Here is an 18,181-nt window from a genome sequence, read left to right as displayed (position 1 = left end):
GACGTGGCGAAGAACACCGGACGTGGTCATCGCACCGGCGCCGTGCGCGGCCGGAGCGAGTTTCAGCACAACGGCACCTGGTTCAAGCGGGACACCGCAACAGGTCGGATCATGAACGGCAGCCCCAACCAGCACAAGGGGGTACGCAACGAGAAGAACTGACAGGAGCGGCCGCACGCGCGGCCGCTCCTCCTCAACCCGAAAGTGAGCAACACATGAACGACCACGCGAAAAACCCCAAGAGCATCGAGATCATCGTCAGCGGCACCGCCTACGACGTGCCGGACGACACAGTGACTTACGCGGAGGTGATCACGCTGGCTTACCCCGATCCGCCCGCCGCCGACACCCGGTTCACGGTCACCTACTACAACGCCCACAAGCCGAAGGAAGGCACGCTCACCGCAGGCCAGTCCGTCGAAGTGAAGAGGAAGGGCACCGTCTTCAATGTCAAGGCAACTATTAAGTCGTAGCGACGACCTCAGGCGCCTGGTCGACGAAGGGTACGAGGTCCAGTTCGTCTCCAACATGCTGACCCTCAGCGTGCCCTACGTCACCACCGACGGTCACATCGCCCGCGGGCGTCTGGCCACCACACTCGAATCCGCCGGGGACAGAACCACAAACCCTGTCGGCGACCACACGGTCTTCTTCGTCGGCGCCACCGGCACCCCAGGTGACGTGCCCTGCGACAGCGAGGCCCAGCCGCTCACCGCGCTCATGCACCAGCCGAGCGCCGTGGAGCTCGGGTCGGAGGTGGTAGCCAGCTGCGGCTTCTCCCACAAACCGCCGGCCGGGTACCCCGACTACTACGAGAAGCTGACCACATACGCGAGCATCCTGCTCACCGAGGTCCACCGGGTTGACCCAGACGTCCGCGTGGAGACGTTCGCGCCGATGGCTACGGAAGGCGACGAGTCCGTCCACCAGTACTTCGACTCAGCCACGAGCCGCGCACGCATCGGTGCCGCCGCCGACAAGATCCGTGGCCAGCGGGTCGCCATCATCGGCCTAGGCGGCACCGGGTCGTACATCCTCGACGCCGTGATCAAGACCCACGCAGCGGAGATCCACCTGTTCGACGCCGACGACTTCCACCCGCACAACGCCTTCCGCGCGCCCGGCGCCACACCCCTCGAACAGCTCCTCGAAGCTCCCACGAAAGTCGCCCACCACCACCGTGTGACTAGCGCACTCCACAAACACGTGATCCCTCACCCGGAGAACGTCACGGAGGACAACGCCGGGCTGCTCGAGGAGATGGACTTCGTGTTCATCGCCATCGACTCCGGACCGAGCAAGCGGGTGATCATCGACCACCTCATCCGCTCGGGTATCTCCTTCGTGGACACCGGCATGGGCATCGACCAGGTGGGAAGCGCCCTCGGCGGACTCGTCCGCACCACCCGCATCAACGCTGGCGCCGACACTATGGAATGGGTCGACGCGAATCTGTCTTTCACCGACGACGACAACATCTACGACCAGAACATCCAAGTCGTCGAGCTCAACATGCTGAACGCCGCCCACGCAGTCATCAGCTGGAAGAAGACGCTCGGCTTCTACCGGGACTACGAAAACGAGATCACCAGCACCTACACCCTGGACGGCAACCGTCTCATGAACGAGGCCCGAACCGATGCGAAGTGAGTCGTTCACCCCCGCGTTCGTGGAGTACATCCCGCGCGCACCGGAACCGCACACCCTCTACATCAGCGAGAGCTTCGCAATCACTGCGCACCTATGCGCGTGCGGATGCGGAACAAAGGTGTTCCTTCCGCTGAGCCCGGCGGAGTGGCGTATTGAGGACCGCGAAGCCGGCGTCACCTTGCGACCGTCGGTCGGCAACTGGGACTTCCCATGCCGGTCCCACTACTTCATCACCCGGGGCCGCGTGGAGTGGGCGCGGGCGTGGGACCGTGAACGAGTGGAAACCGCCAGACGCAGCGACGAGCGCGACCTGGAATCGTACTTCCGGTCCCGCGAGCGTGTCGGGTTCTGGCGGCGGCTGTGGCGCCGACTCAGCCAGCGACCCTGAGACGGCGACGCTATTCCACCCTTGGCGCCGGTGACGAGTCAACCGCGTCCGGCCTTGCGCGAAGGGACGATTTGAAGCTTCGAATTTGCCGGCCCCGCTCGGTCGCGGGCCGAGATGTACCGGCGAACCGCACCGCCTGAGCCAACTTCCCACTAACTGTCGAAGCGCAGCAGCACCCCCACGAGTGCTCGGATGTGGGCGATGGCCTGTGCAGTACTCCTATGCCAGCCAGCGGGGTGACCGCTTTACCGGTGATATGAGGCAGTCCCTCGAATCGCGCTGACCCGTCTCCGTGGGTCGTCCGCGGCCGAGCCCGCCGGTCAGGATCATCACGGGAGCTCGCATCGGCCCTTGCGTCAATGGATACGAAGCGCACGCAACGGTGGACGGGCGACGCCCCCCTTCCGGGCGTTGCTCGTAAGAGGATCCTGCTCGCCAGTCGGCAAGGACTGACTGACGCGTGCGCACGTCAATCTCGACGACCGTGGCCGGTGAGCTCACCCCAGTCGGCGATCGCCCCACCCCCGGGGCCGTGCTGAAGGAGATAGGCGGCATGGATGCGCTCGCACGCTGTGCGAAGCGTGGTTGCCCAACCGATGTGGTCGCCGCGCAGGTACGCCTTGTAGCGAGCATCGGCGCCACCGTTGACGCGTCGCAATTCAACGCGTCCGTACTCGTGGCCGAAGCCGTCGAGTATCCGCCACGTACCGGTCGGGCCCCCTCGACCGCCGCGAGAATCGGATGCCAGCGCCCGGACATGTCGTCCCCAATCTCCGGCCGCGAGTCGATGCTACGTCGGAGCCGACGACATTGACCATCCGGATCGCACGCGGAAGCCCTTCATAGGGATGAAGCCGTCCGCGCTGCATGCCGAGAGTCCGTTCCACCCGGACGGATAGAATCCGGGCAGGAGGATCGATGACGGTCGAAACGTCGGCGTGGCGCGCGAACGACGCTGCGAGGTTCGATCTCGCTCGCGAAGCAGTAGGCAACGTCGTCGCGCTGCTGCTCGATCTCTCCCGCACAGGAGCGCTCGACACCAATGCCGCCCTTGACGAGGCGAAGCGATTTCGCCGCGATCTGCTTGATTCCGGCTTCGACCGAGCGCGCGTGGACCAACTCCTCACCGACATCGAGTCGCGACTTGCTGAGCTCGAGGGGTTGCGGCAATGAGTGACACCGTCCTCACGGAAGTGGCCGCGCAGCGGATATTCGACGAGCAGATCGTGCCGATCGTCTTTCCCGACGAGCCGCGCAGCGAGTCGCCGCAGATGACGTTCGTCGTGGGTCAGCCCGGCAGCGCGGTCACACGTGCTGCGGGTCAGCTCTCCAACGGCCGCGCGGTTGCCGTTCTGAGCGCGACCGAGTTGCGCACGTTCCACCCCCGGTACCTCAAGCTGTCGCGTGACCGCTCACCAGAGGGCGCGCGCATCCTGCAGGACTCTGCTTCGGGATGGATGCGAAGCGCACTCCAGCACGCGAGGACCGACAAGCGATCGTTGCTCCTCGACGGCACGCTCAGCACGCCGGAGGTTGCTCTAGCTGCAACAGGCCTGTTCAGCACCAGCGGCTTCGAGACCTCCGTCGCGGTGGTTGCCGTGCCCCGCGCCGAGAGCCTGCTCGCCTTGGCATCGAAGTACCTGCTCGACAGCCGCGAGGGTCGCGCGTCTCCCCTCACCGCGCTCGCAGACCACGACAAGCTCTACCTCGACAGCCGCGCACTGATCGAAACTCTTGAGACAGCGCCCAGCGTTGACCAGCTCACCATCATCGACCGCAACGGAACTGCACTGTTCGATGAACCCCGACTCGACCCGCGCGGCTTCGCCGGCGCCCTCGCCGCTCTCGATCTCGCACGCGAGTCACCACTATCCCCAGCACGCGCCATGCGATGGCTATCCGAGCTTCGAGCAACGACCGATTTCGCACTGTCGCTTCGGCCGATTCCCGCCCCGCTCGGCGAAGTCCTGGTCCAGCTCCATGAGATCGGTCGCCGCGAGGTCGTGCCCGCCCTGCCTCTCCCCCAGGATTCGCAGGCTCGCCCGAATGCCGAAGCTGCGCTCGATAGACAACTCCTCGCTGTTCGACAGGCGAGCCAAGTCGAGAGCCGTCCGGAGCGTCGGCCTGGCCCGTCGGTCTCGACCCCCGACGTCGACCGCGGCATCTCGCTCTGACGGACCAGAAGAGGCCAACATCCGCGGAAGCGCGACCGCCGTTCAGCTCACGATCGAGTATGCAGTGGGCGAAGCCCCCAGCACCGCCGCGACTACCAGCGTGACCGCCACCAACGCCGCCATCACGGCTGAGATTCGAATGGCTGCAGCGAGCCTGCCGCGTCCGACCGAGAGCGCGAGCCCCGGAAGCATGACCGCGAACGCCGCACTGCAGAAGCACATCACTCCCAGCGCCAGCATGATCGCTGCCTGATCGCTCATGGGATCTCCAACGGGGCCTCTGCCCCCCTCGGGGTCAGTGTGACGCCGACCCCCGACATCGGCGCCCGCCAAGTTCAGCGTCTGGCCCGTCTCGAAGGCATCTCACCCTCAACCCCATTCGTCACCATCCCTCCGACAATGGCGAATCAAGCGGTCGGGGCTGGTGGAGTACCGGGACCGTGAAGTAGCGGAGCGAGCGCAGCGAGTGAGCATGCTTCGCGAAAGCCCGGTGCGCAGCCGGCACCGACTGCTATCCTCTCGAGCTTCGGAGGGTTGCCCGCTCACTCCCCTGCGAGCGCCATCAGCTCCGCAACGAAGGCTCGACGGTCGGCCGCTGGGTCGGCGATCGCGGCGGTGAATCGCTGCCACCACTCCCCACGCGTTCGGTCGTCCAGCGCTCGGAGCGGCTCCATCGCCCACTCGACGTCTTCTTCCACGACGTAGCCAGGCTCCTCGACTCCCTTCTCCGGGTAGTACGTGAAAGCGGCCACCGCGACTCGTGCGAGCGCGGACTCAACTTCCGATCGGTCGAGCACGGCGGCTCCCTTCGACTGGGTGTTCATAGCGATAGTCCTCCAGATGTCGATGGCGGTGTGGCACGTAGCACTGGTCTGCGTCGTGTCGTCGGCGAACGCCGGGGCTCGTGCCGCAGTTGATCGTTGATCTCGCGGGCGATGGCGTCCATGCGCGCCGCTTCCGCGGCATCCGCCTCTCGCTTGCGACGCGCTGCCGCTTCGCGTTCGCTCTCGCGGCGTCGGCTCGCCGTCACGGGTCGGATGGCATCTGTGTCACCGTCGATGCCGGCTGCGAGGCGAGCCCGGGTGCTCGATCGGTGCCACCGGGCGAGCTCGCGGGCGGAGGTCTTCGGCTCGCGGCGGATCGCCTTCAACTCTTCGGGCGTGCGCGACCGCGTGAAGAACTCGTCGCCGGCGGATGCGTTCGCAGCACGCTCGCTCGCGGTCACGCGGTGCAGGCGTCTGGGTGGCAATCCCAGCTCGCGGCGGCGCCTCTCTCGCGCACGCCACAGGCGCTGCTTCTCGAGCTGCTTCTCACGGTTCGCCCAGTAGTACGAGCGCCGGCGCTCGCGGACCTCGTCGCCGTGCTCGGCGTAGTAGCGCTCCGCAGCGGCGCGCTTGATCTCGGGATTGTCCCGGTGCTTCGCGCGCAGCTTTGCGTTCTGTTCGTCCTTATGCGAGTCGCGCCAGCGCTTGTTGCGCTGCTTCTTCGCTTCGCGGTAGCCCTCGGGGTCAGCGGCACGCTGCGCCCGCCGGCGCTCGCGCTGGTAGTCGCGATGGGTCTCGGGATCGGCCGCGTATCGCTCCCGTCCCTTCACACGTCGACGCTCAGCTGCAGTAGCGGCCCTCCGAGCCTTCGCCGCTCGGGCTCGCTCGCGCTCGCGATTCTCCTTGCGGATCCGCTCGATGTGATTCGCCCGGAAGCGATCGCGGTACTCCTTGATCTTCTCGGGATGCTCCGCCTTCCACCGGCGGTTGCGCTCTCGCACTTCGTCGGCGTGGGTCTCGCGGTAGCGGCGGCGGCGCTCACGGTCCCGTTCGCGGCGCTCCTCGGCGCTGAGGCGGAGCGAGTTACCGGCGTCCCCGCGGCTGTTGTCCGACATATGTCAGCGCTCGCGAGCCACATCGAGTCGTGAGACGAGCTCGCCGATGCAATCAGGGCGGAAGCCGGCCCAGTGTGTGCCGCCTGCCACTTCGACAACGGGAGCGCTTGAGTAGCCGAGGTCACGCAGAACGTGGGCAAGATGCCTCGCATTCGCGGGGTCCGAGAGATCAATGCGCTCGAACACGAGGCCTGCAGCTTCCATCAGCCGTTCCGTCATGCGGCACTGCATGCACGCATCGCCACTGGAATAGACGACCACTCGGATCATGACTTGATCCTCCATATGTGTAAGTTCCAACAGGTATTCCCGAGTGAAGCACTTTCTGCTACCCTGCACAAGTATCAAGTGCGAAAGCGCCGTGCGGTTAGACAAACTAGGGAGGTGAAGGTCGACGTGAAGACACTCGAGGGCAACGAAGTCACGTGGCGTACAGCCACGCAGCCGGTCGGGTCCGCACTGCGCATTGCGCCCGCGTTCGTCGCAACGACGGTGGATGCCGAACTCGGCGTCCAGACCTCGGTCACCGTTCACTACGTCCCGAACGAAGGGCGCTACGTCATCAAGGGCGTGACGAACACCGCCATCCGTGACGACGTCGAGGTGAACTACCCCACCGTCGCGAAGGTCGGGATGCAGGCCATCGTCCAGGCCGCAGCCGTGCGCTGCATCTTCCTCACCCTCGAGGATGAGGGCGACCCCAAGGCGGGCTGGCTGTCGGTGGACGAGTTGACGACAGCCGAAGGGCGCATCCTGCCCCCGCTCGTCGCGGCGGAGGTCACGAAGCGCGGCGGCGGCGCGTTGCGTATGGAGGTCGTCGAACTGCTCTACGGCAGCGCTGCTCTCGCGGGCCTGCCGCCGGCAAAGCGGATCCAGCACGAACTGGGCATCCCCCACCGCACCGCGTCACAGTGGATCATCGACGCACGCAAGGCGGGCCGCCTCGATGGCATGAACTACAACGCCGGCCGCCCTGCAGGTGCTTGAGTACTTCCAGACCCAGATCGAAGACACCACCGACACCGCTGAGCACGCGGAGCCCGTCGAGCACGAGGAGCACCTCGAGTGCTTCTTCTACTCCGAGGCCGAGGCAGCCGATCGACTCGGCATCCACCGCACCACACTTCGCAGTCTCGCGCTCGCCGGCAAGGCACCGGTCGAGCCGATCCCCCTCACCGAGCACCGACGCGTCTACCGCCGCATTGACATCCACAGACTCGCCGGCATCGAGCCGTGAGCATCGAAGTCCGCAAGACTGCCGATGGGCGCACCTCTTACAAGGCGCGCGTGAAGTCAGGTCGTGAGCTCATCGCCACCCGCGCGTTTGACACTCGGCGCGAAGCGGAGGCGTGGGAACGAGACCAGAAGCATCGGATCGAGACCGGGAAGCCACTTCCTCCGAGACGGACCTTCACTCTCGGGAACCTCGTCGAGATGTTCCTCGAGGCGCGCGCGAGCGGGAACCCTCACACGGTCGACACCGATCGACACAACATCGCTGCCCTTCCCCAGGCACTGCTCAAGCGCTCGCTGGCAACGATTCACTCGGAGGACATTCGCGGGCACCTCATCACGCAACTTCAGAGGAAGGCCCCGTCCACCGTCGCGCGCGAGAGGACAACTCTTAGCGCACTCTTCACGTATGCGGCAGAGCTCGGTCTGTTGCACCAGGCACACCCGGTCCGGACGATGAGGAAGATCCCCGAACTCAGCACGACGACCCAGCGCGCGATCAGCCCGAAGGACGTACCCACTCCTGCGCGTCTGGCCGCGGCGATCGAAGCCGTCCGAGACAAGCGTCCCGACATCGCGGACGTGTTCGAGTTCATGTCCCTCACGGGCATCCGATGGGGTGAAGCGCGCGCGATACGTGTCAACTCGATATCCCGGCTGCCGTTTCCGCAGCTCATCGTCGATCGATCCCACTCGGACCGCTACGACGAGAAGAACCCCAAGTCGTGGCGAGGCAAGCGAACGCTCCCGCTCTCACCGCGAGCGCACGAGATCTTCGAGAAGTACGCGGCGCGCAAGCACCCCGACGACTACCTGTTCACCAACAAGCTGGGCGAGCAGCTCAGCGTCGGCGTCGTGCGAAAGTTTCCGCTCGGCTTCGAGCGACACAACCTGCGCCATTACGCCGCGTCGACCTGGCTGCGCCTGGGCACACCGGTGAACGAAGTGGCCGAGTACCTGGGCGACGAGGCGCGCACCGTTCTCGCCGTCTACGCACACGTTCTGGGCGAGGATCAGCGGCGCGATCACGCTGAGAGATTGGCCCGCGCAGAGGGTCAGATTTCGGCGGGGGACCCCTGGGGGACCCCGGACCCAAATCTGGGGCCGTCCACGAGCAACATGATCTTCTGAGCCAAACGCGAAAACCCCCGGTTTACCGGGGGTTTTTCGGCGGAGACGGAGGGATTTGAACCCTCGGTCCCCGTGAGGGGACTCCACCTTAGCAGGGTGGTGCACTAGGCCTGACTATGCGACGTCTCCAGGCATCCGAGCAGAAACCCGGACGCGCTCAGCCATCATAACGGGTGCCGCGCGCGACACCGAAACGACGGCTCAGCCGGAGAGGTTTCCGGCCGAGCAGGTCTCCTGCGCGGCGGTCTGACCCTGAATCGACTCCGGCAGCACGGCCGCGGTCTCCGTCGGCGCGGGCGATGCCGTGTCGGTCGGCGCCGCCCCCTCGGTCGGCTCGACCGGTTCGACCGGCGCCTCCGTGGGAGCGGGGTCGGCCGTGATGACGCCACCGCTGGTGTTGGGGTCGCTGGTCAGCTGCAGCGGCTGGTTCGCCTCGAGGGCCGCCCAGAGCTGGTCAGCGGCCGCCTCGTCCGGCACGACACGGTTCGGGTCGGAGGGGTCGTCGAAGACCGGATACCGCACGAAGACCATCTCATCGAACGGCACACCCTGCACGGCCCGGGCGATCTGCACGAGCGTCACCGGGTTGGTGAGGCTCTGCGAGGGGGTCACGTTGTCGACGACGGTCGTCGCGAGACGCAGAAGCGTCGACGGATTCGTCAGCACCTCCTCGCTGACGAGCTTGCGCGCGAGCGAGGACATGTACTGCTGCTGGTTGCTGATGCGCGCAAGGTCGCTGCCGTTCTCCAGCCCGTACCGGGTGCGGAGGAACTGGAGCGCCTCCAGGCCCTGGATGTTGCGCTCCCCGGCCTCCCAGTCGATGCCGGTGTTCCGATCGCGCATGCCGCCGTTGCCGATGCACACATCGACGCCGCCGATCGCATCGGTGATGTTGATGACGTTGCCGAAACTGACCTTGGCGGCGAAGGGGATGTTCAGCCCGCTCAACTGCGAGACGGTCTTGACCACGCAGTTCAAGCCGCCGTAGCTGTACGCCGCGTTGATCTGCTCGTAGCTGGACCCACCCGTCTCGGTCCCGTCCTCGCGCGTGCAGGATGGGATCTCGACCATCAGGTCTCGCGGGAAGGAGATGACCGTCACCCGCCGCGGGTTGTCGGAGATGTGCAGGAGCATGTTGACGTCGTTGAGCTGACCCGAGGCGTCCGCGCCCGTGCATCGCGCTCCGAAGTACTGGGCGTACTCGGGCTCGCACTCGTCGGTGCCGACGAGCAGCAGGTTCACGCCACCCTCGATGGCCCCGATATCGGGCGGCACCGAGCTCTGACCCTCCAGCTCGACCGCTTCCGACGCGAAGCTCGTGGTCAGGTCGTAATACGCGTACGCCCCGATGCCCAGACCCGAGACGAGCACCACCGCGACGACGATGCCGAGCATCTTCATCAGCGACGCGAACGGATGCGGCGACCGCAGCCGCCCATGCCGGGCGACCGTCTTGCGCCCACGCGCACCGGTTCTGCTCGTCTGACTCACTCGGGTCCTCACGGGTAGGAAGCGGAGGGTGTGGGATTCGAACCCACGGGACATCTCTGCCCACTGGTTTTCAAGACCAGCTCCATCGGCCGCTCGGACAACCCTCCCGAAACACATGCCCTGCGGCATCCGTTCGAATCGGCGTCGAGTCTAGTCGACAGCGCCAACCCCTCATTTTTCCCATACCGCCTGGCAGAGCCCTGAAAGGCGCGCGGTCCCTCCCCTACAGGGCGCGGAGGATGGCGGCCACACCGCCCGCCTGCACGGTGCTCGTGACCTCGCCGGCGGCGGCGCGCACCTCGTCGGGACCCTGCTCCATGGCGACCGCACGGCCGCCGTGCTGAAGGGCCCACTCGAACATGCCGACGTCGTTGCGTCCGTCGCCGATGACCAGCACGCGGGACGGGTCGATGCCGAGCTCCTTCCGCACGAGCTCCAGAGCGGTGCCCTTGTCGACGCCCTGGGGCGCGACATCCAGCCACGCCGTCCATCCGACGGCGTACGAAACCTCGTTCAGCCCGACTCGCTCGACGAGCTCGATGAAATCGTCCTCGCTGTCTCCGGGCGAGACCACCACCACGCGGCAGACCGGCTGCTCGACGAGCTCGTCGAACGACACGCGGCGAGCCTCGACGAGGTTCCAATCGTCGAGGTACTCGGTGTACAGCCGGCTGCCGTCGGGCAGCTCGACCATGTACCGCGCATCGGGGAGGTGCTCCCGCAGGAGCCGCAGCACCTCGGTGGCGTCGAAGGTCTCGGTGTGCCAGCGCTCGTAGCGCACCTCGTCGGCCTCGACGCGCTTCATCACCATCGCGCCGTTGGAGCAGACCACGTACTCGGGGGCGATGTCGAGGACGCGGAGGATGCCGCGGGTGGACTCCCAGCTGCGTCCGGTGGCGAGCATCACCTCGTGGCCGGCGGACCCGGCGTGGGCGACGGCTTCGACGACCCCAGGGCTCAGCGTCTCGTCCTCCAGCAGTACGGTGCCGTCGATGTCGAGCACGATGAGAAGCCGCTCCCCCGCGGCATCCGGTCTCTCGGATCCCGTCGCGAGATCCTCGATGAGCTCGGCAGCGTCCTCCTGGTCGGTGCGCTCGATCTCGCCCGTGTCGGGGAGGCTGGAATCGGCGGAATCGGCGGTCATGAGACCGGCTCGATGACCTCGAGACCACCCAGGTAGGGGCGGAGCACCTCGGGAACGACCACCGAGCCGTCGGCGCGCTGGTGGGTCTCGAGCATCGCCACGATCCACCGGGTCGTCGCGAGCGTGCCGTTGAGGGTCGCGACGAACTGCGTCTTCCCCCCCTCGTCCGGCGACAGGCGGTGCCGGATGTTCAGGCGCCGCGCCTGATAGGTGGTGCAGTTGGAGGTCGAGGTCAGCTCGCGGTAGGCGTTCTGGGTGGGCACCCACGCCTCGATGTCGTACTTGCGCGCGGCGCTCGAGCCGAGGTCGCCGGCGGCGACGTCGATCACCCGGTACGACAGGCCGAGGTCCTGCAGCATGCCCTCCTGCATGTCGGCGAGGCGCTGGTGCTCGGCCTCGGCCTCGTCGACGGTGGTGTAGACGAACATCTCCAGCTTGTTGAACTGGTGGACCCGGATGATGCCGCGGGTGTCCTTGCCATAGGAGCCGGCCTCGCGGCGATAGCAGGTCGACCATCCGGCGTAGCGCTTGGCGCCGCGGGAGAGATCGAGGATCTCGTCCATGTGATAGCCCGCGAGGGGGACCTCACTGGTGCCCACGAGGTAGAGGTCGTCCTCCTCGAGGTGGTAGACCTCGTCGGCGTGCTGACCGAGGAACCCGGTGCCGCGCATCACCTCGGGGCGCACGAGGGTCGGGGGCACGAGGGGCGTGAACCCGGCCTGCAGCGCCCGGTCGAGGGCGAGGGTCATCAGCGCGAGCTCCAGCCGTGCGCCGATGCCGGTGAGGAAGTAGAACCGGCTCCCCGACACCTTCGTGCCGCGCTCCATGTCGATCGCCCCGAGGAGCTCGCCGAGCTCGAGGTGGTCGCGCGGCTCGAAGTCGAACGTCGGGGTCTCGCCGTGCGTGCGGAGGGTCACGAAGTCCTCTTCGCCGCCGGCAGGCACCCCGTCGATCACGATGTTCTCGATCCGTGCGAAGGCGGCGTCGGCGGCCTCTTCGGCGGCGGTGACCGCGTGCTGCGCCGCCTTCACCCGCTCGCTGAGTGCTTTCGCCTCGGCCACGAGCGCGGCCTTCTCGTCCTTCGGGGCTTGCGCCACCCGCTTGCCGTGGGCGTTCTGCGCTGCACGCAGCTCTTCGAAGGCGGTGATGGCGGCGCGGCGGGCGCGGTCGGCGTCGAGGGCGGCGTCGACGGTGTCCGCCGACTCGCCCCGTGCCTCCTGCGAGCGCTTGACCAGCTCGGGATTGTCACGGAGAAGCACGGGATCGATCACGGGACGAGTCTAATCGCGGGGCTTCCGGGTCCTAGTCTGAGTGCATGCCAGGGGGACAGAACGACAACGACGAGGCGCCCGACCGCGTCGACCCGCCGCACCCGTCCGACGCGATCTACGCCGATGGGCCCGACGAGGCCGACCTCGACGATGACAAGGGTCTCGCCGAGCCGGTCGAAGAGGTCGAGCAGGGCGAGGCGGTGGACGGCGACCTCCTGGACGACGACGAGATGGGCGGGGATAGGGCCGCGCAGGACGCCCCTTCCTCGTCGGACGTGGACGAGGCCACCCCCGACCCCACCGCAGCCGCCGCGCCCGACAACGTCATCCGCGAGCCCGACGATGTCGAGCCCGATACCGCAGACGGTGAGACGGGCGAAGCCCGCCGAGTCTCGGCCGCGGGCGAGCCCGAGCCGATGGTCGACACCGAGGGCCGTCCGACACCGAAGGCCGCCCTGGTCTACAACCCGACCAAGGTCGACGCCGACGATCTGCGCGCGCGCGTCGAGCGGACCGCGAAGGAGGCCGGCTGGTCGGAGCCACTCTTCTACGAGACGACGGTCGACGACCTCGGCGACGACGTCACCCGGCAGGCGCTGAAGGAAGGGGTGAACGCCGTGCTCGTGGCCGGCGGCGATGGCACCGTCCGCGCCGTGGCCGAGGCGATGACCGGCAGCGGGGTTCCCCTGACGATCGTGCCGAGCGGCACTGGCAACCTTCTCGCCCGCAACCTCCTCCTCCCCCTCGACGATCCCGACGCGATGATCCGAGCCACCTTCGACGGGGATTCGCTGGGGATGGATGTCGGCTTCGCCAGCCTCCGGCGCCCGGACGGGACCGTCGACGAGCACGCGTTCGTCGTCATGGGCGGCATGGGCCTCGACGCGGCGATGATCGCCAACACCAACCCCAAGCTGAAGAAGCAGGTCGGCTGGGTGGCCTACGTCGACGGCGTGGCCCGGTCGCTGCCCGCCGCCAAGCCGTTCCGGCTCATGTACCAGTTGCCGCAGCGGCGCATCCACGCCGCACGTGTGCAGAGCGTGCTGTTCGCGAACTGCGGGTCGCTCCCGGCGGGGCTCGAGCTGATCCCCGAGGCGTCGGTCGCCGACGGCAACCTCGACATCGTGTTCATCCAGCCCAAGGGTCTTCTCGGCTGGATCTTCGTGTGGCGCCGCGTGGCGTGGGACAACAGCTTCCTGCGCCGGTTCCGCAGCGGCCGCCGCGTGATGGCGCTGCGGACGAAGGACAACGCGGTGCGGTACTCGCGCGGACTCGGGGTCGACCTCGCGACCTCGGAGCCCCACCCCGTGCAGCTCGACGGCGACGAATTCGGCGAGGCGCAACAGGTGCGCGTGCGCCTCGAGCCCGGTTCGCTGCTCATCGCACTCCCCCGCGGGCACAAGGTGGAGGGTCTCTAGCGAAGTCCGCCCCGCGGGGCTACCGTGTCGCGCATGGCAGCATCACCCGAAGCGGTCGCCTTCTGGGCGCAGATGGCCGCGGCACCTCAGCAGGTCTCCCTTCCCATCGCGGAGCGCCGGGCCGCGGGAGAGCACGCCGAGGATGCCACGGCCGAACCGAGCGGCGTCACATATTCGTCGCAGCCGCTCGGACTGCAGGTCCGTCCGACCGACGGCGAGATCGGCGCCCGCATCCTCTATCTCTTCGGCGGCGGCTACATGCTCGGGTCTCCGGCGTCGCGCCGGAAGACGGCGGGCCACCTTGCGCGTTCCGCGCAGGCCGAGGTGTGGGTGGCGTCCTATCGCCTGGCGCCCGAGCATCCCTTCCCCGCCGCCTTCGACGATGCCACGGCAGCCTTCCGGGCCCTCCCCACCGACCTGCCGAGATTCGTCGCGGGGGACTCCTCGGGGGGAGGCCTGGCCGCCGCGGTCGGATCCGCGGAGGGGGCTGATGGTCTCGTCCTCTTCTCGCCCTGGGGCGACCTCACCTGCTCCGGAGACACGATGGCCGAGAACGCCGCCGTCGACATCGAATGCACCCGCGACAGCCTCCTGGAGATGGGCGGCTGGTACGCGGGGACGCACGACCGGCACGACCCGCGGATCTCGCCGGCCTTGGCGGCGACGGATAGCCTCCCGCCGTTGCTCGCCTTCGCCGGGAGCGACGAGATCCTCCTCGACGACGCCCGTCGACTCGTCACCCGTTCGGTGCGTGGCGACCTCGTCGTGGGCGACGGGATGCAGCACGTCTGGCCGATCTGGGTGGGAGTGTTCCCCGAGGCCGGCGAGGCGATGGCGCGGGCGGGCGCCTGGATCCGCGACGCGTCCTCCGGCCGGTCGTCGAGCTGAGTTCGCCCTCGGGCACGCTTCATCGCGCGAGGATGGGTGCATGGCTGCGCCCTCGATCGTCTGGTTCCGCGACGACCTCCGCCTCGCCGACAACCCCGCGCTGCGCGCAGCGCTCGACCGCGACGAGCCCGTCGTCGGGCTGTACCTCCTCGACGAGGACTCCCCCGGCATGCGCCCGCTCGGCGGGGCGGCGAAGTGGTGGCTGCATCACTCGCTGACCTCGCTCGGCGAGGACCTCGCCGCGAAGGGGGCGACCCTCGTGCTGCGCCGCGGCGCGGCATCCGATGTCCTTCCGGCGTTCGTGGCCGACACCGGCGCGGGCGCGGTGTTCTGGAACCGGCGCTACAGCCGACCCGAGCGCGACATCGACGCAGGCCTGAAGGCGAGCCTGCGGGAGGACGGGGTGACGGTGGAGTCGTTCGCCGCGTCGCTGCTGTTCGAGCCGTGGACGGTGAAGACCGGGGCGGGGAAGCCGTTCTCGGTCTACAGCCCGTTCTGGCGTGCCTGCCTGTCGCTCCCGTCGCCGCGGGCGCCGCTGCCCGAACCGCGCGAGGTGGCGGGGTTCTCGGGACGCGTCGACTCCGACGACCTCGATGACTGGGAGCTGCTGCCCACCTCACCCGACTGGGCCGGCGGCCTGCGGGAGCGGTGGACGCCGGGAGAGGCGGCCGCAAAGCGCCGGCTGAAGGAGTTCATCGCCGACGACCTCGGCGGCTACGACCGCAGCCGGGACGAACCGGCGTCCGGGTCGACGTCGATGCTCTCGCCCCGCCTGCGCTGGGGTGAGCTCAGCCCGTATCAGGTCTGGACTGCGGCGGTCGACGAGGGCAACCCGCGTCGCTTCCTCTCCGAGCTCGGCTGGCGTGAGTTCGCCTGGCACACCCTGTTCCACAACCCCGACCTGGCGACGGTGAACCTCCGCCGCGAGTTCGACGCCTTCCCCTGGCCGCGGCTGAATCCGACGCACCTGGAGGCGTGGCAGAAGGGCGAGACCGGCGTGGCGATGGTCGATGCCGGAATGAAGGAGCTGTGGGTGTCGGGCTGGATGCACAATCGCGTGCGGATGGTGACGGCGTCGTTCCTCATCAAGAACCTCCTCATCGACTGGCGCCGGGGCGAGGAATGGTTCTGGGACTGCCTGGTCGATGCGGATGCCGCGAACAACCCGTTCAGCTGGCAGTGGGTCGCGGGGTCGGGAGCGGACGCAGCGCCCTACTTCCGGGTGTTCAACCCCGAGCTGCAGGCCGAGAAGTTCGACCCGAAACGCGAATACATCCGCACCTGGGCGCCCGAGCACGTCTCCGGCGACGCCCCCGAGCCGATCGTCGACCTGAAGGAGTCGCGCAAGGCCGCGCTGGAGGCCTACGAGGAGGTCAAGCGCGCTCCGCGCTGACGACGCGTGCCCCGTACTCCTGCAAAACCGACCGAAGCGACGGTGATCGGGGTCGCGCCGGCGCCTGTTGGCCCCTCCTGCAGGAGTTCGGGACACCCGCACGGCGGGAATGTCCAACGGGGTCCGTCCGTTGGCCACACACATGACCACCATCGGAATCATCGGCGCCGGACACATCGGCAGCCAGCTCGCACGTGCCTTCACCGGAGTCGGATACGACGTCGTCATCGCGAACTCCCGCGGCCCTGAGACCCTCACCGACCTCGTCGCCGAGGTGGGCCCGAAGCTCCGCGCCGCCACCGCCCAGGAGGCCGCCGAGGCCGCAGACATCGCCGTCGTGACCGTGCCGCTGAAGGCGATCGGCGCGATTCCCGTCGAGCCCCTCGCCGGCAAGATCGTCCTCGACACCAACAACTACTACTTCGAGCGCGACGGCCACATTGAGGCCCTCGACCGCGGCGAGACCACGACCTCCCAGCTCCTCCAGGACCACCTCCCGACGTCCAAGGTCGTCAAGGCGTTCAACAACATCCTGTCGGCCCAGATCACCACCGACGGTTCACCCGCAGGAACGCCGAACCGCCGCGCGCTCGGTACGGCGAGTGACTTCCCCGAGGCCATCGAGACGATGACGCGCCTCTACGACGAGCTCGGCTTCGACACCGTCAGCGCCGGCCCGCTCAGCGAGTCGTGGCGTCTCGAGCGCGACCGCCCCGGGTACGGCCAGCGCCAGACCGCGGACGAGATGCGCGAGAACCTCGCCCGCGCGAACCGCCTTCCCTGATCGGAGCACCCTTCCGCATGAGCATCACCCTGTCGGTCCTCGACCTCGTGCCGGTGCGCGCCGGCCAGACCAGCGCGGAGGCCGTCGCGGCATCCCTCTCTCTCGTCGAGACCGCCGAGCGTCTCGGCTACCGGCGCTACTGGTTCGCCGAGCACCACAACATGCCCGCCGTCGCCTCGACCGCGCCCCCGGTGCTGATCGCGGCGGCCGCGGCGCGCACCTCGCGGATCCGCGTCGGGTCCGGCGGGGTGATGCTCCCCAATCACTCCCCGCTCGTGGTCGCCGAGCAGTTCGCCGCCCTCGAGGCGATCGCCCCGGGACGTATCGACCTGGGGATCGGGCGCGCCCCGGGCAGCGACCCCGTCATCACGCAGCTGCTGCGGATGTCGGGGACCACGAGCGATGTCGAGCGCTTCCCCGACCACATCGGCGACATCCTCGCGCTCACCTCGCCCGACGGCGCGGCGATCCGGCTCACCTCCGGGACCACCTACGAGGTGCGGGCGACTCCGGCGGCGCAGAACGCCCCCGAGGTCTGGCTGCTCGGGTCGAGTGACTACTCGGCCCAGCTGGCGGCTTCGCTGGGGCTTCCCTACGTCTTCGCGAACCACTTCTCGGGCGCCGGCCTCGACCGGGCCATGCAGCTGTACCGCGATCAGTACCGGCCGTCCGAGGCGCATCCGACGCCGCGCTCGTTCGTCACCGCCAACATCGTGGCGGCGCCCACGGCCGAGGAGGCCGAGGCGCGCGCGTTGCCGCAGCTGCGGATGATGGTGCGCCTGCGCACCAACCAGCCCCTCACCCCGCTCGAGACCGTCGAGGACGCGCAGAGCGCGGGCCCTCTCGCCCCGATGGCCGACGAGATCATGGCCGCGGCCCGCGCGACCTGGTTCGTCGGCACCGGAGACGACGTGGCGGCGGGCCTGGAAGACCTGGCCGCCCGCGCGGGTGTCGACGAGGTCATGGTCTCGCCGATCGCGGGTGCCTTCGCTTCAGAGCAGAAGGATGCCGCGGCGGGCCGCACCCAGTCGCTCACCCTCCTCGCGGAGGCCCTGGAGTCCCGCGCTGGAGCGGTGCCCGCGGCCGCGGCGCCCGCGCTCGCCGGCTGAGCGTACCGCCGCGGTCACCGGGCGGTCGTTGAGCGAGGAGCGCAGCGACGAGACGAAACGCTCCGAGCGTTTCGACTCGCTTCGCTCGCTCAACGACCGGAGGCTCGGGCGCCGGCTTCGACGCAGCCTCGGAGATCGGCACAACCTCGGCCCATCCGGGGGGATGTGGGCCGAGGCTGCGCGGATCCCCGAGGCCGTGTCGGGCCCGGGAGGGCGCCGCGCGCGAGC

General features: G+C 68.3%; 21 protein-coding genes and 2 tRNA genes. 14 read left to right on the top strand and 9 right to left on the bottom strand.

Annotated elements, in window-relative coordinates; translation table 11 throughout:
* Positions 1-3: 3 nt before the first annotated feature.
* The 6 genes from T9R20_RS03265 (at position 4) to T9R20_RS03245 (ending at position 4,212) form a co-directional block, all read left to right on the top strand.
* Positions 4-162, top strand: coding sequence for a hypothetical protein (locus T9R20_RS03265; protein ID WP_322411131.1), 159 nt, complete (start codon positions 4-6; stop codon positions 160-162).
* 53 nt (positions 163-215) lie between these two features.
* Positions 216-473, top strand: a complete 258-nt coding sequence (locus T9R20_RS03260; protein WP_322411130.1) for a multiubiquitin domain-containing protein — start codon at positions 216-218, stop codon at positions 471-473.
* A complete protein-coding gene (locus T9R20_RS03255) occupies positions 448-1,650 on the top strand; it encodes a ThiF family adenylyltransferase (RefSeq protein WP_322411129.1) in 1,203 nt (400 codons plus the stop codon). The genes T9R20_RS03260 and T9R20_RS03255 overlap by 26 nt, the downstream gene beginning before the upstream one ends.
* Complete coding sequence (locus tag T9R20_RS17065) at positions 1,640-2,038, top strand: DUF6527 family protein (protein WP_416182936.1); 399 nt, start codon at positions 1,640-1,642, stop codon at positions 2,036-2,038. Before T9R20_RS03255 ends, T9R20_RS17065 begins: the two co-directional genes overlap by 11 nt.
* A gap of 918 nt (positions 2,039-2,956) precedes the next feature.
* Complete coding sequence (locus T9R20_RS03250; protein WP_322411128.1) at positions 2,957-3,211, top strand: hypothetical protein; 255 nt, start codon at positions 2,957-2,959, stop codon at positions 3,209-3,211.
* Positions 3,208-4,212, top strand: a complete 1,005-nt coding sequence (locus tag T9R20_RS03245) for a zeta toxin family protein (RefSeq protein ID WP_322411127.1) — start codon at positions 3,208-3,210, stop codon at positions 4,210-4,212. Before T9R20_RS03250 ends, T9R20_RS03245 begins: the two co-directional genes overlap by 4 nt.
* A gap of 42 nt (positions 4,213-4,254) precedes the next feature.
* On the opposite strand, the gene T9R20_RS03240 is transcribed toward T9R20_RS03245, so the two are convergent.
* The 4 genes from T9R20_RS03240 to T9R20_RS03225 form a co-directional block, all read right to left on the bottom strand.
* Positions 4,255-4,473, bottom strand: a complete 219-nt coding sequence (locus tag T9R20_RS03240; RefSeq protein ID WP_322411126.1) for a hypothetical protein — start codon at positions 4,471-4,473, stop codon at positions 4,255-4,257.
* Positions 4,474-4,754: 281 nt separating this feature from the next.
* Complete coding sequence (locus T9R20_RS03235; protein ID WP_322411125.1) at positions 4,755-5,036, bottom strand: hypothetical protein; 282 nt, start codon at positions 5,034-5,036, stop codon at positions 4,755-4,757.
* The gene (locus T9R20_RS03230; protein WP_322411124.1) at positions 5,033-6,091 is read right to left on the bottom strand and encodes a hypothetical protein; all 1,059 of its coding nucleotides are present in this window, start codon (positions 6,089-6,091) and stop codon (positions 5,033-5,035) included. Before T9R20_RS03230 ends, T9R20_RS03235 begins: the two co-directional genes overlap by 4 nt.
* Before the next feature lie 3 nt (positions 6,092-6,094).
* Positions 6,095-6,361, bottom strand: a complete 267-nt coding sequence (locus T9R20_RS03225; protein WP_322411123.1) for a glutaredoxin domain-containing protein — start codon at positions 6,359-6,361, stop codon at positions 6,095-6,097.
* Between the two features lie 114 nt (positions 6,362-6,475).
* Between T9R20_RS03225 and T9R20_RS03220 the strand changes: the two genes are divergently transcribed.
* The 3 genes from T9R20_RS03220 (at position 6,476) to T9R20_RS03210 (ending at position 8,455) form a co-directional block, all read left to right on the top strand.
* Positions 6,476-7,078: a hypothetical protein gene (locus T9R20_RS03220; protein ID WP_322411122.1), complete on the top strand. Its 603-nt coding sequence runs from the start codon at positions 6,476-6,478 to the stop codon at positions 7,076-7,078.
* The gene (locus tag T9R20_RS03215) at positions 7,071-7,328 is read left to right on the top strand and encodes a helix-turn-helix transcriptional regulator (protein WP_071044067.1); all 258 of its coding nucleotides are present in this window, start codon (positions 7,071-7,073) and stop codon (positions 7,326-7,328) included. The genes T9R20_RS03220 and T9R20_RS03215 overlap by 8 nt, the downstream gene beginning before the upstream one ends.
* A gap of 197 nt (positions 7,329-7,525) precedes the next feature.
* Positions 7,526-8,455 (top strand): tyrosine-type recombinase/integrase, encoded by a 930-nt coding sequence (locus T9R20_RS03210; protein ID WP_322411121.1) that lies wholly within the window; start codon positions 7,526-7,528, stop codon positions 8,453-8,455.
* 40 nt (positions 8,456-8,495) lie between these two features.
* Here T9R20_RS03210 and T9R20_RS03205 read toward each other — a convergent pair.
* The 5 genes from T9R20_RS03205 to serS all read right to left on the bottom strand — a co-directional run bounded on the left by T9R20_RS03205 (position 8,496) and on the right by serS (position 12,361).
* Positions 8,496-8,584, bottom strand: a tRNA-Ser gene (locus tag T9R20_RS03205).
* Between the two features lie 72 nt (positions 8,585-8,656).
* Positions 8,657-9,946 carry an LCP family protein gene (locus T9R20_RS03200; RefSeq protein WP_322411120.1) on the bottom strand — a complete coding sequence of 430 codons (1,290 nt, stop codon included), beginning with the start codon at positions 9,944-9,946 and terminating at the stop codon, positions 8,657-8,659.
* Between the two features lie 22 nt (positions 9,947-9,968).
* Positions 9,969-10,053: transfer RNA gene (locus T9R20_RS03195), tRNA-Ser, on the bottom strand.
* A gap of 116 nt (positions 10,054-10,169) precedes the next feature.
* Positions 10,170-11,090: an HAD hydrolase family protein gene (locus T9R20_RS03190; protein WP_322411119.1), complete on the bottom strand. Its 921-nt coding sequence runs from the start codon at positions 11,088-11,090 to the stop codon at positions 10,170-10,172.
* Positions 11,087-12,361, bottom strand: a complete 1,275-nt coding sequence (gene serS, locus T9R20_RS03185) for a serine--tRNA ligase (RefSeq protein WP_322411118.1) — start codon at positions 12,359-12,361, stop codon at positions 11,087-11,089. Before serS ends, T9R20_RS03190 begins: the two co-directional genes overlap by 4 nt.
* Before the next feature lie 44 nt (positions 12,362-12,405).
* On the opposite strand from serS, the gene T9R20_RS03180 reads away from it, so the two are divergent.
* The 5 genes from T9R20_RS03180 (at position 12,406) to T9R20_RS03160 (ending at position 17,953) form a co-directional block, all read left to right on the top strand.
* A complete protein-coding gene (locus T9R20_RS03180; protein ID WP_322411117.1) occupies positions 12,406-13,779 on the top strand; it encodes a diacylglycerol/lipid kinase family protein in 1,374 nt (457 codons plus the stop codon).
* 33 nt (positions 13,780-13,812) lie between these two features.
* Complete coding sequence (locus tag T9R20_RS03175; RefSeq protein WP_322411116.1) at positions 13,813-14,667, top strand: alpha/beta hydrolase fold domain-containing protein; 855 nt, start codon at positions 13,813-13,815, stop codon at positions 14,665-14,667.
* A gap of 40 nt (positions 14,668-14,707) precedes the next feature.
* Positions 14,708-16,060 (top strand): deoxyribodipyrimidine photo-lyase, encoded by a 1,353-nt coding sequence (locus T9R20_RS03170; RefSeq protein WP_322411115.1) that lies wholly within the window; start codon positions 14,708-14,710, stop codon positions 16,058-16,060.
* A gap of 109 nt (positions 16,061-16,169) precedes the next feature.
* A complete protein-coding gene (locus tag T9R20_RS03165) occupies positions 16,170-16,844 on the top strand; it encodes an NADPH-dependent F420 reductase (protein WP_322411114.1) in 675 nt (224 codons plus the stop codon).
* Positions 16,845-16,861: 17 nt separating this feature from the next.
* A complete protein-coding gene (locus T9R20_RS03160) occupies positions 16,862-17,953 on the top strand; it encodes an LLM class flavin-dependent oxidoreductase (RefSeq protein ID WP_322411113.1) in 1,092 nt (363 codons plus the stop codon).
* Positions 17,954-18,181 lie beyond the last annotated feature (228 nt).

Source organism: Microbacterium invictum (genome assembly GCF_034421375.1).
GTDB classification, from domain to species: domain Bacteria; phylum Actinomycetota; class Actinomycetes; order Actinomycetales; family Microbacteriaceae; genus Microbacterium; species Microbacterium invictum_A.
The sequence above is the reverse complement of the archived record's forward strand: the minus strand, read 5'-3'. Positions and strand labels throughout refer to the sequence as shown.